The following is a 16411-nucleotide window of genomic DNA, read 5'->3' on the forward strand; positions in this document are numbered from 1 at the left end:
GGGAGCGGGCTTGCTCGCGATAGGATTAACGCGGTGATTCAGTTTCACCTCATTGATCCTATCGCGAGCAAGCTCGCTCCCACAGCTCATGGGTTTTAACCCGCTACCAGAACCCGAATGGCTTCAAGGCGCAGGGCGGCTTTTTCAAGCATGGCCAGGCTTTGTTCGCGCTGCTTGCGCAGGGCAATCAGTTCGCTCTCGCGCACGCTCGGGTTGACAGCCTGCAGGGCAGTCAGGCGGGCCAGTTCTTCTTCCGTGTCGGCTGCCAGACGGCGCTGGGCTTCGGCCACGCGTTCCGCATGACGTGGCGCGATTTTGGCTTCGCCTGCGTTGATTTTAGGCGTCAGTTGGTCGCGCTGGGCCTGAACGAACTTGTTGGCGCTGGCGCGGGGAACGCTTTCCAGCTGTTCGTTCAAGGTGTCAAAGGCCACGCGCGACGACAGGTCGTTGCCATTTGCATCAAGCAGGCAGCGCAGGGCGGCCGGCGGCAGGTAGCGGCCCAGTTGCAGGGAGCGCGGAGCAACCACTTCACTGACGTAAATCAGCTCGAGCAGTACGGTACCGGGCTTGAGGGCCTTGTTCTTGATCAGTGCGACGGCGGTGTTGCCCATCGAACCCGACAGCACCAGGTCCATGCCGCCTTGCACCATCGGGTGCTCCCAGGTGATGAACTGCATGTCTTCGCGCGACAGGGCCTGCTCGCGATCGTAGGTGATGGTCACGCCTTCGTCGTCACCCAGGGGGAAGCTGGCGTCGAGCATTTTTTCGCTGGGCTTGAGGATCAGCGCGTTTTCCGAGTGGTCTTCGCTGTCGATGCCAAAGGCGTTGAACAGGGTTTCCATGTAGATCGGCAGGGTGAACTGATCGTCTTGCTCAAGGATCGCCTCAACCAGTGCTTCACCTTCACCCGAACCACCGGAGTTAAGCTCCAGCAAACGGTCGCGGCCGGTGTGCAGCTCTTGCTCCAGACGCTCACGTTCAACCCGGGCTTCGTCGATCAGTGCTTGCCACTCTTGGTCGTCCGCAGCTTCCAGCAATGGCAGCAAACGAGGACCGAACTGGTGTTGCAGGGCGTTACCGGTCGGGCAGGTGTTGAGGAACGCGTTCAGCGCTTCGTGGTACCACTGGAACAGGCGCTGTTGCGGGCTGGTCTCAAGGTACGGTACGTGCAGCTCGATCACGTGCTTCTGGCCGATCCGGTCCAGACGGCCAATTCGTTGCTCCAGCAAATCCGGGTGGGATGGCAGGTCGAACAGCACCAGGTGGTGGGCAAACTGGAAGTTACGGCCTTCACTGCCGATTTCGGAACAGATCAACACCTGAGCGCCGAACTCTTCGTCAGCGAAGTAGGCCGCAGCGCGGTCACGCTCAAGAATGTTCATGCCTTCGTGGAAGACCGTTGCAGGAATACCGGAACGCACGCGCAGGGCGTCTTCCAGATCCATCGCGGTTTCGGCGTGGGCGCAGATCACCAGCACCTTGGTGCGCTTGAGCATTTTCAGGGTGTCGATCAGCCATTCGACCCGCGGGTCGAAGTTCCACCAACGCTCTTCATCGCTGGCGTCCGGCTGGGCCTGGAAGCTGACTTCAGGGTACAGCTCGGCGTGTTCGCCCAACGGCAGCTCAAGGTATTCGGCCGGGCACGGCAGCGGGTAGGCATGCAGTTTGCGCTCCGGGAAGCCCTGGATCGCGGCGCGGGTATTACGGAACAGCACGCGGCCGGTGCCGTGGCGGTCAAGCAGTTCGCGCACCAGGCGGGCGCTGGCCTCGGCATCGCCAGCATTGACGGCGGCCAGCAGGGTATCGCCTTCGGCGCCGAGGAAACCGTGGATGGTTTTATGGGCTTCAGGGGACAGGCTGCCTTTATCCAGCAGTTCCTGTACGGCCTGAGCCACCGGGCGGTAGTTTTCGCTTTCGGCGCGGAAGGCGGCCAGGTCGTGGAAGCGGTTCGGGTCCAGCAGGCGCAAGCGCGCAAAGTGGCTGTCCTGGCCCAGTTGTTCCGGGGTTGCAGTGAGCAGCAGCACGCCCGGGATCACGCCGGCGAGTTGTTCAACCAGGCCGTACTCGGGGCTGACGTTGTCTTCGTGCCACACCAGGTGGTGAGCTTCGTCGACTACCAGCAGGTCCCAGTCGGCATCAAACAGCGCTGCCTGGGCCTTGGGATCGTCCACCAGCCATTCCAGGGCAACCAGGGCCAGCTGGCAGTCTTCGAACGGGTTGCTGGCGTCGCTTTCGATAAAGCGCTCTTCGTCGAACAACGCCACTTCAAGATTGAAGCGTCGACGCATCTCGACCAGCCATTGGTGCTGCAGGTTTTCCGGGACTACGATCAATACACGGTTGGCGCGGCCACTGAGCAGCTGGCGGTGGATCACCAGACCGGCTTCGATGGTTTTGCCCAGGCCCACTTCGTCGGCCAGCAAAACCCGGGGGGCGATGCGGTCAGCGACTTCGCGGGCGATATGCAGTTGGTGCGCAATAGGTTGCGCACGTACGCCACCCAGGCCCCACAGCGGCGATTGCAGCTGGCGGCTGGTGTGTTCGAGGGTGTGGTAGCGCAGGGAGAACCAGGACAGCGGGTCGATTTGCCCGGCAAACAGACGGTCACTGGCCAGACGGAACTGGATAAAGTTCGACAGTTGGGTCTCTGGCAGGGTGACGGCTTCGTTTCGCTCGTTGAGGCCGTGGTAGACCATCAGGCCGTCAACGTCCTCAACTTCGCGCACGGTCATCTTCCAGCCTTCGAAGTGGATGATGGTGTCACCCGGCGAGAACCGTACGCGCGTGAGCGGTGCGTTGCGCAGCGAATATTGGCGGGTTTCGCCAGTGGCCGGATAGAGCACGGTCAGCAAGCGACCGTCCTGTGCCAGAACGGTGCCCAAACCTAGCTCTGCTTCGCTGTCACTAATCCAGCGTTGCCCCGGTTGATACTGCTGCGCCATGCTGCCTGACTCCCGCTTTGAAAAAGCCGAGTATATTAACGGATCAAGGGCCTCAGTCCAAAGGACTCTCAAAAAAAGCTGTCCGGTTTGCCAGGGTGTCAGCCCGGTTATCGACCAATGGTTCACGATTGCCGGTTCGCGCAAATAGCCAGAAGACAGGAGAACAATCACCATGCTGCCGTCCATTTTGCCCCTTGGCGCAGTACCGGTTACCTCCGGACAGGATCCGGTTCGCCCGCGCCCGGACATTCCGCCTGTGGTGCCGGCCCAGGCCAGCTCCAGCGAAAGTGCCATTGACCTCAAGCACAGCGATGCCGACCAGGCCACTTTATTGTTGCGTGAGGAGCAACGGCGTCAGCAGGAACAGCGCCGCCGCGAATCCCGGGAGCAGGGGAGTACGCTCCCGCAGGTGGTTGACGAGGTGCCGGTTGAACCCTTGGCCGATGGCATGCAGCGCCAGGGTGTGTGGATTGATATCAAGGTCTAGGTGGTTTTTTCTGGTCAGGGCCGAATGTGCATCGCATTATTGGCGTACTGAAACATACTGACAGTGGTCTGATTTGCTTATGAGCCAAGACACCAAGCTGGTTGACCTGGGCGCCGAGCGCGCCAAACGGGTACATGACCTCAATGAAAAGCGCCTGAACGAGGTGCGCAAGGCGTTCGAACAGGCAATGCCGTTGGCTAAAACGGCGAAAAAGCCGAAGAAAAAACCGAAAAAGCGCTGAACTGCCGCGTTTTCGATGATCTGCGTCAACTAACCCCCTCAACTGCCGGCTGGCCGTGGGTCACTATTGATCCCGGTCAAGTTGTGCGCCTGCATGTCTGGTTAATCTAGCTTCAACAGACACACAAACAGAGCGCAGGAGGCCGTCATGTTTCTCGATAATGTGGTTATCGCCGGAGTACTTACTGTCGGCCTCATGGTTTTGTTTTTCGCCGGTCTGGGCATTTTTATCTGGAAAGACTCGCAGAAGCGCAAATAGCGCCGGGTCTTTCCATGGCATGAGCACGCAAGGCATTTTGGGCGACTTCGGTCGCCTATTTTTTTGCCTGTAATAAATGGGACTTGCCCGAATGCGGTGGGAGCGGACTTGCTCGCGATGCAGGCAACGCGGTCTGTCAGGCAAACTGAGTCGATGCCATCGCGGGCAAGCCCGCTCCCACAGGGTCTGCATAATGACCGGGCATAAAAAAAGGTACGACCCGTGCGGGTCGTACCTTTTTTGTGCGGCGCGCTATCAGGCGAGGACTTTGGAAGCCAGCCAGAACAGCGTTGCAGACAGTGCAATGGTAGCCGGCAAGGTCAGCACCCAGGCCATCAGGATGGTTTTGATCGTACCGCCCTGCAGGCCGCTTTTGTTGGCGACCATGGTACCTGCCACGCCCGACGACAGAATGTGCGTCGTCGATACCGGGAGGGAGAAGATATTGGCCATGCCGATGGCGAAAGCCGTGGTGATTTGAGCGGCCATGCCCTGAGCATAGGTCATGCCCTGCTTGCCGATCTTCTCGCCGATGGTTTTAACCACACGCTTCCAGCCAACCATGGTGCCCAGGCCCAGGGCCAGGGCTACAGCCAGGATCACCCAGAACGGTGCGTATTCGGTGGTGGCGGTCAGGTCTTTGCGCAGTTTCTCGAGGTCCGCTTTTTCGCGGGAATCAAGCACTGGCAATTTGCTGACTTTCTTCGCGGTGTCATCCAGGCAAAGCAGGTAGCGGCGGATCTCGATACGCTTTTCAGCCGGGATCGAGTGGTAGTCCGCTACACCTTTGAGCGAGCTCAACAGGGCTGCGATGGTCGGTTCGGTCTGCTGCGGATTGCAGCTGAACTGATCCGGCAGGTCGCCCTTGACGCTTTTGCCCAGGGCCAGGAATTCGGTCAGCGAAGCGTTGTTGCGCTCGTAGAACTGGCTCAGGTGCAAGGTGGCGTCGCGGGTGCGTTCGATCTGATAGGTGGTGCTGTTCAGATCCAGAACGAAAGCGCTTGGCACGATGCCGATCAATACCAGCATGATCAGGCCGATGCCTTTCTGGCCATCGTTGGAGCCGTGCACGAAACTGACTGCCATGGCCGAAATCACCAGCACCAGTCGGTTCCAGAACGGCGGGTGCTTCTTGTCATCCAGCTTGCGGCGCTGCTCAGGGGTCTTGTGCATCTTGGACCCCGGACGCCACCACTTCAGGCCGACCAGTACCAGGCCCGCTACCACGAAACCGGCGATTGGCGAGAACACCAGCGAGGCACCAATATCGATAGCCTTCTGCCAGTTAACCCCGTCACTCACCGGGATGCCGCTGATCAGGGCGTTGGCCAGGCCGACACCGAGGATCGAACCGATCAGGGTGTGTGAGCTTGAGGCAGGAATGCCGAAATACCAGGTGCCAAGGTTCCAGGTGATGGCCGCAGCGAGCAACGAGAACACCATGGCCAGGCCATGTCCGGTGTTTACGTTGACCAGCAGCTCAACCGGCAGCAGGTGGACGATGGCATAGGCCACGCCAACCCCGCCCAGCAACACGCCGAGGAAATTGAACACACCGGAAAAGAACACCGCCAGGTGAGGCGGCATGGCTTTGGTGTAGATGACAGTCGCTACCGCGTTTGCGGTGTCATGAAAGCCGTTGATGAACTCAAACGCGAGAACAAAGGCTAGGGCGAAGAAGAGGCTGATAAGAACCCAGGCGTCCAATCCGCTTAATAGATCGATCATGAAGGTTTTCTGACACGGTCATAAAGGGGGGCGGATTATGCCAGAAAACCCCGCTAATCAATGCACTAGCTGCCCGTTGGTAACATCTATAAATGAAAAAACCTGTAAGAATCCATCGCGAGCAGGCGTAGGCAATTCCCTTCAAGCCACTGATACCAAAGGCTATAGGGCTTTTCCAGGGGCATGCGCACGCTGTGGCGCAGGTCTGATTTGGATAGATGAAATTTCTTAAATCAGAGGGGCCGACGCTGCTGGTTCAGGTTCTGATATAGCAAACAGCCATACCCGCTCATGCAAATGGCGAGCACGCAAGAGGCAGCAGGGGCTGTTCTGGTACGTTTTCAGGTGCGGGTCAGGGCTCTTCGGCCTTGAGCTCTTTTTCGATCTTCTGGATTTCTTGAGTGAACGCCTGGTCGAGCAGGCTGGCCCGTTTGCGCCAGGGTTTGCGTCCGGGCTCGGGTTTGGCCGCGTAGGTGGTCACTTCACCACCGTAAAGATCCTTGAATCGTTGTTCCTGTCGCTCAAGTTCTGCGCGCAGTTCGTCTTTTGTCACTGTCTTACCTAATTGAGTTGAGTTTGAACCTGGTGAATCACCGTGCAGGGAGGTTGATTCATATGACGAATGACAGGCAATAAGACAAAGGCCTATAAATAACGTCATGCTTACATACACCACGCTATGCACTCGGCCACGTCATTTACAGAAACATGAGCGTCGCCGTCTCAAGTGTTCACCCCCGGGTGAAACTACACACGATGCAATTGCCGGCAAGCTGCGCGTAGCAATCGAACGCAACGCTCTGGTTGGATCCAATCGGCTGTACGGGCTTGACCTTGTACTCTCAATAACTTGCGCGTTCTCAATAGCTGAGAAGTGCCTCTACTATCGCTGAATAACTTCCTGCGCGTCAACTTCCTGTCGTGACATGTGTTATGAATATTTGTGAATTAGCCTGCGCTTTGCACGCGTGACTCTATTTGATTCGCTGCCGGGTAGTTGGCCATCAAGTTGTTTAAGGCCAGAGCTGAACTTGACCTGAATACATATTAATCAGACGTTTTCTATCATTGAGCGGATGCGCCTGATTGTAATAAAGCCCAGGTTAAAAAAATGTCATCCAACTAAAATGATTCAAGATCGTACAAAATCATGTGAACATTACCTCGCTGCAGCACTGATTGCGATTATCGACTAGCGGTTCGATAATCGCCCGGCATGTCATAACTATAAATAGCTGAAGCTGGGGGTTGGGAATGAATGATCGACTGCACAATGCCGTTGCCAGTATCGCGCCACCGATTGTGGCGTCGCCGGCCAAGCGTATTCAGGCGTTTACCGGTGATCCTGACTTCATGTCGTCGTTGGCCCGTGGCCTGGCGGTGGTGCAGGCGTTTCAGGAACGCAAGCGGCATCTGACCATCGCGCAGATCAGCCACCGCACGGAAATTCCCCGGGCGGCGGTGCGCCGTTGTTTGTACACCCTGATCAAGCTGGGCTATGCGACCACTGACGGGCGTACCTACTCCCTGTTGCCCAAAGTGTTGACGCTGGGCCATGCCTATCTGTCGTCCACGCCGCTGGCCGTGTCGGCTCAACCTTATCTGGACCGCATGAGCGAGCAATTGCACGAGGCGTGCAACATGGCGACGCTCGAAGGCGATGACATCCTCTACATCGCCCGTTCGGCTACTACGCAGCGGCTGATTTCGGTTGATCTGTCGGTTGGCGGCCGCCTGCCCGCCTACTGCACTTCGATGGGGCGCATTCTGTTGGCGGCGCTGGACGACGTGACCCTGCACGAATACCTAGCCCACGGTGAGTTCCAGGCCAAGACCAGTCGTACCCTGCACACCCGCGAAGCACTGCTGGAGTGTTTGCAACTGGTGCGTGAGCAGGGCTGGTGTGTGGTCGACCAGGAACTGGAGCAAGGCCTGCGTTCGATTGCCGTGCCGGTCTACGACGCTTCCGGGCAAGTGCTTGCCGCCCTGAATGTCAGCACCCACGCAGGAAGGGTCACACGCACGGAGCTGGAGCAGCGCTTTTTGCCGATCATGCTCAACGCCAGCCGCGAGCTGAGCACCCAGTTGTTTAGTTGATGGGTGAAAACTAAGCGTTCGATAAACGCACAGTTAAGCGTTTATCGAATTGCATGGCGGCAGTGGGCTGATTAATGTCGGCTCAGCGCTGCCTTGCCGGGCAGGCTAAATAATAATGAGAAGAGGCCAAACGCCATGACACTCCCCCTGACGCTGCCACTGCGCAGTCGCCCGCTGCCCTTCTGATCCCCCGATAACTATTAATGTGAGCCGCTGGCCCCTGGCCGGTTTTCGTTCGCCCTGGTTTTTGACCGGTATAAAAATAATGAATTCACCCCAGTCTTCTGTCGGCAACTGTCTCGATGTGCAGTCCTTTATCAACGCCCAACCCCTGTCGCGCTACCAGTGGCGCGTGGTGATCCTGTGTTTTCTGATTGTCTTCCTCGATGGCCTGGACACAGCGGCCATGGGCTTTATTGCGCCTGCCCTGTCCCAGGACTGGGGGATTGACCGCGCCAGCCTCGGTCCCGTGATGAGCGCCGCGCTGATCGGCATGGTGTTTGGTGCCCTGGGCTCTGGCCCCTTGGCGGACCGCTTTGGCCGCAAGGTGGTGCTGGTGTCGGCGGTGCTGGTGTTTGGTGGCTTCAGTCTGGCCTCGGCCTACGCCAGCAACGTTGACCAACTGCTGGTACTGCGCTTTTTAACCGGGCTTGGCCTGGGGGCCGGCATGCCTAATGCCACTACCTTGCTTTCGGAATACACCCCCGAACGCCACAAGTCTTTGCTGGTAACCAGCATGTTTTGCGGCTTTAACCTCGGCATGGCGGGCGGCGGGTTTGTCTCTGCCAAGTTGATCCCGATGTATGGCTGGCACAGCCTGTTGTTGATTGGCGGCGTGCTGCCGCTGATTCTTGCCGTGGTATTGCTGTTCTGGTTACCGGAGTCGGCGCGCTACCTGGTGGTGCGCAACCGCAGTGTTGAGCGTATTCGCAAGACCCTTGCCCCGATCGACCCTGCCCAGGTGGCCCAGGCGTCAAGCTTCAGCGTGCCGGAGCAGAATACCGTCAAGGCGCGCAACGTCTTTGCAGTGATCTTTTCCGGCACTTACAGCACCGGCACCCTGTTGCTGTGGCTCACCTACTTTATGGGCCTGGTGATCGTTTATCTGTTGACCAGCTGGCTGCCGACGCTGATGCGTGACAGCGGCGCCAGCATGGAGCAGGCGGCATTTATTGGCGCTCTGTTCCAGTTCGGCGGGGTGTTGAGTGCAGTGGGGGTGGGTTGGGCGATGGACCGGTTCAACCCGCACAAAGTGATCGGCATTTTCTACCTGCTGGCCGGGGTGTTTGCCTACGCGGTTGGTCAGAGCCTGGGCAATATCACCGTGCTGGCAACTCTGGTGCTGGTGGCCGGTATGTGCGTCAACGGTGCGCAATCGGCGATGCCGTCGCTGGCCGCACGTTTTTATCCGACCCAGGGGCGGGCCACCGGTGTGTCATGGATGCTCGGCATCGGCCGCTTCGGCGCCATTCTGGGGGCGTGGATGGGCGCGACCCTGCTGGGTCTGGGCTGGAACTTCGAGCAGGTGCTGACCGCGCTGGTGATTCCGGCTGCCCTGGCAACCACGGCAGTGCTTATCAAAGGCATGGTCAGCCACGCTGATGCAACCTGATAGGCAGCCTGCTAACTATGTGTTCGATTAGCGAACACATAGTCGATTATCGGATTGTTTGGGCCAAAGCCGCGGCTTAATCTGCTGAGCATCCGGTGTCGCCCTGGCGCACCTTCTTCAACCGCAGTGGCCTACAAAAAACGGGAGCTACCCCAGATGGCAGACATCATTTCGTTACACGACGCGGTGAAACAATTTGTGAGCGATGGTGACACCGTTGCCCTTGAAGGTTTCACCCACCTGATCCCGACTGCAGCGGGTCATGAAATCATCCGTCAGGGCAAGAAAGACCTGACTCTGGTGCGGATGACGCCTGATCTGGTGTACGACCAGTTGATCGGTGCCGGTTGTGCACGAAAGTTGATCTTTTCCTGGGGTGGCAACCCTGGCGTTGGTTCCCTGCACCGTTTGCGCGATGCCGTCGAGAAACAGTGGCCACAGCCGCTGGAAATCGAAGAGCACAGCCACGCCGACCTGGCCAATGCCTACGTTGCGGGTGCCTCGGGCCTGCCATTTGCGGTGCTGCGTGCATACGCAGGGTCTGATTTACCCAAGGTCAATCCGCTGATCAAGACCGTCACTTGCCCGTTTACTGGCGAAGTACTGGCCGCAGTACCGGCGGTGCGCCCGGATGTCACGGTGATTCACGCGCAAAAGGCCGACCGCAAGGGCAACGTGCTGCTGTGGGGCATCCTGGGGGTGCAGAAAGAAGCGGCCCTGGCGGCCAAGCGCTGCATTGTCACCGTTGAAGAAATCGTCGACGACCTGCAAGCGCCAATGAATGCCTGCGTCCTGCCAACCTGGGCCTTGAGCGCAGTGTGTCATGTGCCGGGTGGGGCGCACCCTTCCTACGCTCATGGTTATACCGAGCGCGATAACCGTTTCTATCAGGCGTGGGACCCGATTGCCCGCGACCGTGAGACCTTTACTGCCTGGATCAATGAATACATCCACGGCACTGCGAATTTCAGTGAGTTCCAGGCCAAGCTGGCCCGCGCTTCGGAGGCTAAATAATGACCTACACCACCAATGAAATGATGACCGTTGCGGCGGCCCGCCGTTTGAAAAACGGTTCGGTGTGTTTTGTCGGCATTGGCTTGCCTTCCAAGGCGGCTAACCTGGCGCGTCTGACCTCGTCTCCGGATGTGGTGCTGATCTACGAGTCCGGCCCGATTGGTGCCAAGCCTGATGTGTTGCCGCTGTCGATTGGTGACGGTGAACTGGCCGAAACGGCTGACACCGTAGTTTCCACCAGTGAAATCTTCCGTTACTGGCTGCAGGGCGGTCGGGTCGATGTCGGCTTTTTGGGCGCAGCCCAGGTCGATCGTTTCGGCAATATCAATACCACAGTGGTCGGTGACTACCACCAACCAAAAGTGCGCCTGCCAGGTGCCGGTGGCGCGCCGGAAATCGCCGGTTCGGCGAAAAGCGTGCTGATCATCCTCAAGCAGTCGGCCCGCTCTTTTGTCGACAAACTGGACTTCATCACCTCGGTGGGCCACGGTGAAGGCGGCGACTCGCGCAAGCGTCTGGGCCTCCCGGGTGCCGGGCCGGTGGGCATCATTACCGATCTGTGCACCATGGAACCTGAAGAACAGACCAACGAATTTGTAGTCACTGCCCTGCATCCGGGCGTGACCCGCGAGCAAGTCATTGCTGCCACCGGCTGGGCCATTCGCTTTGCCGATAATGTGGCGCAAACAGCGGCCCCGACCGACGTCGAACTCAGCGCCTTGCGTGACCTGGAAGCGCGCACCGCACTGGCCCACGGTCAGGCTCCGGGAGAAGCATGATGCGCGAAGTCTTTATCTGTGACGCGATTCGTACCCCTATCGGCCGTTTTGGCGGTGGCCTGGCAGGCATGCGCGCCGATGATCTGGCGGCAGCGCCGATCAAGGCGCTGATCGAACGCAACCCGAATGTGAACTGGAACGAAGTCGACGAAGTATTTTTCGGCTGCGCCAACCAGGCCGGTGAAGACAACCGCAACGTGGCGCGCATGGCCGCGTTGCTGGCCGGGCTGTCGGACACCATTCCCGGCGTGACCCTCAACCGCCTGTGTGCCTCGGGTATGGATGCCATTGGCACGGCGTTCCGCGCCATTGCCAGCGGCGAGATGGAGCTGGCGATTGCCGGTGGCGTCGAGTCCATGTCGCGGGCGCCGTTTGTGATGGGCAAGGCCAATGCCGCGTTCTCGCGCAACATGAAACTTGAGGACACCACCATTGGCTGGCGCTTTATCAACCCGCTGATGAAAGCTCGGTACGGTGTGGACCCGATGCCGCAAACCGCAGACAACGTGGCCGACGAGTACAAGATTTCCCGTGCCGATCAGGACGCTTTCGCCCTGCGCAGCCAGCAACGGACTGCTGCTGCCCAGGCCGCAGGCTACTTTGCCGAAGAAATCGTGCCGGTGCGTATTGCCCATAAAAAAGGTGAGACGGTGGTTGAGCACGACGAGCATCCGCGTGCCGATACCAGCCTGGAAACCCTGGGCAAACTCAAGCCGGTCAACGGCCCGGACAAGACCGTCACTGCGGGCAATGCTTCGGGGGTCAACGATGGCGCCGCGGCGATGATCCTGGCATCGGCCGAGGCGGTCAAACGCCATGGCCTGACCGCTCGCGGTCGGGTTCTGGGCATGGCCAGCGCCGGTGTTGCGCCCCGTGTAATGGGCATTGGCCCGGTACCGGCGGTGCGTAAGCTGGTGGAGCGCCTGGGGTTGGCGGTGAGTGATTTTGACGTGATCGAACTCAACGAAGCCTTCGCCAGCCAGGGCCTGGCCGTTTTACGCGAGCTGGGCCTGGCTGACGATGCGCCGCAGGTAAACCCCAATGGCGGGGCAATTGCCCTGGGTCACCCCCTGGGCATGAGCGGTGCTCGCATCGTCATGACCGCCTTGCATCAGCTGGAAAAAACCGGTGGCAAGAAAGGCCTGGCGACCATGTGCGTGGGCGTTGGGCAGGGTCTGGCATTGGCTATTGAACGGGTCTGATAGCGCTCAATACTGCCTCTGTGGGAGCGAGCCCGCTCGCTCCCACGGCCTCAGTCGTTCGGCGTATTGCGGTGATGGCGCGAGATGTTGCAATGTGTGTCTGATTGCAACTAAAACCTGATGAGTAAATAAAGATGACAACAGCAACTCACTACACAGGAGAGGAGCGCAAAAAAAGGATTTTTGCGATTGTCGGTGCATCCTCCGGCAACCTGGTCGAATGGTTCGACTTTTACGTTTACGCCTTCTGTGCGATCTACTTCGCTCCCGCTTTCTTCCCCTCCGATGACCCTACGGTGCAGTTGCTGAACACGGCCGGTGTGTTTGCGGCGGGTTTTTTGATGCGCCCCATAGGTGGCTGGCTGTTTGGCCGGGTGGCTGACAAGCACGGGCGAAAGAATTCCATGATGATCTCGGTGCTGATGATGTGCGCCGGCTCACTGGTTATTGCCTTCTTGCCGACCTATGCCTCGATCGGCGCCTGGGCCCCGGCCTTGTTGCTGATGGCACGGCTGTTCCAGGGCCTGTCGGTAGGGGGTGAATACGGCACCACTGCGACCTATATGAGTGAAGTGGCACTCAAGGGCCAGCGCGGCTTCTTTGCTTCCTTCCAGTATGTAACGCTGATCGGCGGGCAACTGCTGGCGGTGCTGGTGGTGGTGATTCTTCAGCAGTTTCTGTCAGAAGACGAACTGCGGGCCTGGGGCTGGCGCATCCCCTTTGTGATCGGTGCCATTGCGGCGCTGATTTCGTTGTTGCTGCGTCGCACCCTGAAAGAAACCACCAGCGCCGAAACCCGCCAGGACAAGGATGCAGGTAGCGTGAGAGCGTTGTTCCGCGACCACAAAGCGGCATTTATTACCGTGCTGGGCTACACCGCAGGCGGCTCGCTGATTTTCTACACCTTTACCACCTACATGCAGAAATACCTGGTCAACACCGCCGGTATGCACGCCAAGACCGCCAGTTACATCATGACCGGGGCGCTGTTCCTTTATATGTGCATGCAGCCGCTGTTCGGCATGCTGGCGGACAAGATCGGCCGGCGTAACAACATGCTCTGGTTTGGCGCGCTGGGTACGCTGTGTACGGTGCCGATCCTGTTGACCCTGAAAACCATCAGCAGTCCCTTCCTGGCCTTTGTCCTGATTACCCTGGCGCTGGCGATTGTCAGCTTCTACACCTCGATCAGCGGCCTGGTCAAAGCCGAGATGTTCCCGCCGCAGGTACGGGCGCTGGGTGTTGGCCTGGCCTATGCCGTGGCTAACGCCATCTTTGGTGGTTCTGCGGAATACGTGGCACTGGGCCTCAAGTCCATGGGCATGGAAAACAGCTTCTACTGGTATGTGACGGTGATGATGGCCATCGCGTTCCTGTTCAGCTTCCGTTTGCCCAAGCAGCCCAAGTACCTGCACCACGATTTGTGATGTGCCCGCGCGCCCGGCTGTGGCGCGCGCTTTCTAAGGAAGGTTTATGAGTGATCAGCTGTTCGATGCGTACTTTACCGCCGAGGCCATGAAGCAAGTGTTTTGCGATCATGGCCGGGTACAGGCCATGCTCGACGTCGAAGCGGCGCTGGCCCGGGCACAAGCCCGGGTCGGGGTGATTCCTCACTCTGCGCTTGCACCGATTACCGCGGCCTGTCGCGCACAACTCTACGATTTTGAAGCGCTGGGCCTGGCGATCGCCAGTGCCGGCAATTCGGCGATCCCGCTGGTCAAGGCCCTGGGCAAACAGATTGCCAGCAGCGCGCCCGAAGCGGAACGTTATGTGCATTTGGGTGCCACCAGCCAGGACGTGATGGACAGCGGTCTGGTCCTGCAATTGCGCGCCGCTCTGGATTTGATCGAGCGTGACATGACGCAGCTGGCGGATGTGCTCGCCGCGCAGGCCCAGCGCTATGCCACGACGCCTTTGGCCGGGCGCACCTGGCTGCAGCAGGCTACTCCGGTGACCTTGGGCATGAAAATCGCCAGCTGGCTGGGGGCCGTGACCCGTAGCCGCCAGCGTCTGCACGAGCTCAAACCGCGTTTACTGTGCCTGCAGTTTGGCGGTGCTTCCGGCACCCTGGCAGCCCTTGGCGATCAGGCCATGCCGGTGGCACAGGCGTTGGCTGATGAACTGGGCCTGAGTCTGCCTGAGCAACCCTGGCATACCCAGCGTGATCGTCTGGTGGAATTTGCCGCAGTTCTGGGCCTGATCGCCGGTGGCCTGGGCAAAATCGGTCGGGATATCAGCCTGCTGATGCAGACCGAGGCGGCGGAAGTGTTCGAGCCGTCGGCACCGGGCAAGGGCGGCTCGTCGACCATGCCGCACAAGCGCAACCCGGTTGGGTCTGCGGTATTGATCGGTGCCGCAACGCGGGTGCCGGGCCTGCTGAGCATTTTGTTCAGCGCCATGCCTCAGGAGCACGAGCGCAGCCTGGGTTTATGGCATGCCGAATGGGAAACCCTCCCCGAGATTTGTTGCGTGGTGTCCGGCGCGCTGGTACAGGCGTTGAATATTGCCCGTGGGCTGGAAGTGGACAGTGAGCGCATGGCGCGCAACCTCGATCTGACCCACGGGCTGGTGCTGGCTGAAGCAGTAAGCATTGTGCTGGCGCAGCGGGTAGGGCGCGAAACCGCGCATCATCTGCTGGAGCAGTGTTGCAAGCGGGCCGTGGCCGAAAAGCGCCATTTACGTGGGGTGCTGGGCGAAGAGCCGCAAATCACCGCGCACCTCAGCGCGCAGGAACTGGATCGCCTGCTCGATCCGGCCCATTACCTTGGTCAGGCGACGACGTGGGTCGAGCGTGCGCGGGCTGAACATTTTGCGTTGGTCCTCTAAAGGAGAAACTCGTGGGACGTGTACAACTCGCTGAAGGTGAACTCAACTACCGCCTGGACGGCCCGCAAGGTGCACCGGTGCTGGTGCTGTCCAATTCCCTGGGCACTGATCTGGGGATGTGGGACACGCAGATTGCGGCGTTCGCCGAGCACTTCCAGGTATTGCGCTACGACACCCGGGGTCATGGCCAGTCGTTGGTGACCGAAGGACCGTATAGCATTGAACAACTGGGCGGAGATGTTTTGGCGCTGCTGGATGCGCTGCATATCGAGCGCGCGCACTTTTGCGGGTTGTCGATGGGTGGACTGATTGGCCAGTGGCTGGGGATCCATGCCGGTTCGCGGCTGCACAAGCTGGTGGTGTGCAACACGGCTGCCAAAATTGGCGAGCCTGCGGTCTGGAATCCGCGCATCGAGATGGTTTTGCGTGAGGGTGCTGCGGCGATGGCGGGGTTGCGTGATGCCTCCATTGCCCGCTGGTTTACCGCGGACTTCGCCCAGGCCAATCCCGGGCAGGCCAAGCGCATCACCGATATGCTGGCGGCCACTTCGCCCCAGGGCTATGCCGCCAATTGTGCTGCTGTGCGTGATGCAGATTTTCGCGATCAGTTGGGTGCAATCGAAGTGCCCATGCTGGTGATCGCGGGCACTGAAGATGCCGTCACGCCGCCTGCGGGCAGCCACTTCATTCAGGAACATGTGCGTGGCGCGCAGTACGCCGAGTTTTACGCCGCGCACCTGTCCAACGTGCAGGCGGGCGATGCTTTCAGCCAGCGCGTGCTGCAATTTTTGCAGGCAAGCTAAGGAGCTTTTTGTGGACGAGAAACAACGTTACAACGAGGGCATGCAAGTACGCCGCGCAGTGCTGGGTGATGCCCATGTGGATCGCAGCCTCAATGCCCTGACCGAGTTCAACAGCGAGTTTCAGGAAATGATCACCCGCCACGCCTGGGGTGATATCTGGACTCGTCCGGGGTTGGCGCGCCATACCCGTAGCCTGATTACCATCGCGATGCTGATCGGCATGAACCGCAATGAAGAGCTGAAACTGCATCTGCGCGCTGCGGCCAACAATGGCGTGACCCGGGCCGAGATCAAGGAAGTGATCATGCAGAGTGCCATTTACTGTGGTATCCCGGCGGCCAATGCGACGTTTCACCTGGCTGAATCAGTGTGGGATGAGTTGGGGGTTGAGTCGCGGGAGTAACAGCGGCTACAGATCAATC

Annotated in this window: 15 protein-coding genes; 12 read left to right on the top strand and 3 right to left on the bottom strand. The window is 59.3% G+C overall.

What is annotated here, in order from left to right:
* Nucleotides 1–95: 95 nt before the first annotated feature.
* Nucleotides 96–2942 (bottom strand): RNA polymerase-associated protein RapA, encoded by a 2847-nt coding sequence (rapA, locus tag FHL07_RS04765; protein WP_095019444.1) that lies wholly within the window; start codon nucleotides 2940–2942, stop codon nucleotides 96–98.
* A gap of 172 nt (nucleotides 2943–3114) precedes the next feature.
* On the opposite strand from rapA, the gene FHL07_RS04770 reads away from it, so the two are divergent.
* From FHL07_RS04770 to ccoM, 3 genes are all read left to right on the top strand, one after another.
* Nucleotides 3115–3429, top strand: coding sequence for an aspartate-semialdehyde dehydrogenase (locus FHL07_RS04770; RefSeq protein ID WP_138738162.1), 315 nt, complete (start codon nucleotides 3115–3117; stop codon nucleotides 3427–3429).
* 79 nt (nucleotides 3430–3508) lie between these two features.
* Nucleotides 3509–3670, top strand: a complete 162-nt coding sequence (locus FHL07_RS23595) for a hypothetical protein (RefSeq protein WP_095003000.1) — start codon at nucleotides 3509–3511, stop codon at nucleotides 3668–3670.
* Nucleotides 3671–3817: 147 nt separating this feature from the next.
* A complete protein-coding gene (ccoM, locus tag FHL07_RS23950) occupies nucleotides 3818–3928 on the top strand; it encodes a cytochrome c oxidase subunit CcoM (protein ID WP_016779744.1) in 111 nt (36 codons plus the stop codon).
* Between the two features lie 255 nt (nucleotides 3929–4183).
* Here the strand turns inward: ccoM and FHL07_RS04775 are convergent, their stop codons facing one another.
* Nucleotides 4184–5656: an inorganic phosphate transporter gene (locus FHL07_RS04775; protein WP_095003001.1), complete on the bottom strand. Its 1473-nt coding sequence runs from the start codon at nucleotides 5654–5656 to the stop codon at nucleotides 4184–4186.
* Nucleotides 5657–6008: 352 nt separating this feature from the next.
* Nucleotides 6009–6209 carry a hypothetical protein gene (locus FHL07_RS04780; RefSeq protein WP_095003002.1) on the bottom strand — a complete coding sequence of 67 codons (201 nt, stop codon included), beginning with the start codon at nucleotides 6207–6209 and terminating at the stop codon, nucleotides 6009–6011.
* 701 nt (nucleotides 6210–6910) lie between these two features.
* On the opposite strand from FHL07_RS04780, the gene pcaR reads away from it, so the two are divergent.
* From pcaR to pcaC, 9 genes are all read left to right on the top strand, one after another.
* Nucleotides 6911–7753 (top strand): pca regulon transcriptional regulator PcaR, encoded by an 843-nt coding sequence (gene pcaR, locus FHL07_RS04785; RefSeq protein WP_095003003.1) that lies wholly within the window; start codon nucleotides 6911–6913, stop codon nucleotides 7751–7753.
* A 265-nt stretch (nucleotides 7754–8018) separates the two neighbouring features.
* On the top strand, nucleotides 8019–9365 hold the full coding sequence (locus tag FHL07_RS04790) for an MFS transporter (protein WP_095003004.1): 1347 nt from the start codon (nucleotides 8019–8021) through the stop codon (nucleotides 9363–9365).
* A 156-nt stretch (nucleotides 9366–9521) separates the two neighbouring features.
* The gene (locus FHL07_RS04795) at nucleotides 9522–10379 is read left to right on the top strand and encodes a CoA transferase subunit A (protein ID WP_088379144.1); all 858 of its coding nucleotides are present in this window, start codon (nucleotides 9522–9524) and stop codon (nucleotides 10377–10379) included.
* Nucleotides 10376–11158 (top strand): CoA-transferase subunit beta, encoded by a 783-nt coding sequence (locus tag FHL07_RS04800; protein WP_169916892.1) that lies wholly within the window; start codon nucleotides 10376–10378, stop codon nucleotides 11156–11158. Before FHL07_RS04795 ends, FHL07_RS04800 begins: the two co-directional genes overlap by 4 nt.
* Nucleotides 11155–12360 carry a 3-oxoadipyl-CoA thiolase gene (pcaF, locus tag FHL07_RS04805; protein ID WP_178084367.1) on the top strand — a complete coding sequence of 402 codons (1206 nt, stop codon included), beginning with the start codon at nucleotides 11155–11157 and terminating at the stop codon, nucleotides 12358–12360. Before FHL07_RS04800 ends, pcaF begins: the two co-directional genes overlap by 4 nt.
* Nucleotides 12361–12494: 134 nt before the next feature.
* Nucleotides 12495–13787, top strand: coding sequence for an MFS family transporter (locus FHL07_RS04810; protein ID WP_016779752.1), 1293 nt, complete (start codon nucleotides 12495–12497; stop codon nucleotides 13785–13787).
* A 46-nt stretch (nucleotides 13788–13833) separates the two neighbouring features.
* Nucleotides 13834–15186, top strand: a complete 1353-nt coding sequence (locus FHL07_RS04815; RefSeq protein WP_095003007.1) for a 3-carboxy-cis,cis-muconate cycloisomerase — start codon at nucleotides 13834–13836, stop codon at nucleotides 15184–15186.
* An 11-nt stretch (nucleotides 15187–15197) separates the two neighbouring features.
* On the top strand, nucleotides 15198–15989 hold the full coding sequence (gene pcaD / locus FHL07_RS04820; protein ID WP_095003008.1) for a 3-oxoadipate enol-lactonase: 792 nt from the start codon (nucleotides 15198–15200) through the stop codon (nucleotides 15987–15989).
* Between the two features lie 10 nt (nucleotides 15990–15999).
* On the top strand, nucleotides 16000–16392 hold the full coding sequence (gene pcaC, locus FHL07_RS04825) for a 4-carboxymuconolactone decarboxylase (RefSeq protein WP_095025909.1): 393 nt from the start codon (nucleotides 16000–16002) through the stop codon (nucleotides 16390–16392).
* The last annotated feature ends 19 nt before the right edge of the window (nucleotides 16393–16411 follow it).

Origin of the sequence: Pseudomonas sp. FSL W7-0098 (assembly GCF_005930585.1) — a bacterium.
GTDB lineage: Bacteria > Pseudomonadota > Gammaproteobacteria > Pseudomonadales > Pseudomonadaceae > Aquipseudomonas > Aquipseudomonas bubulae.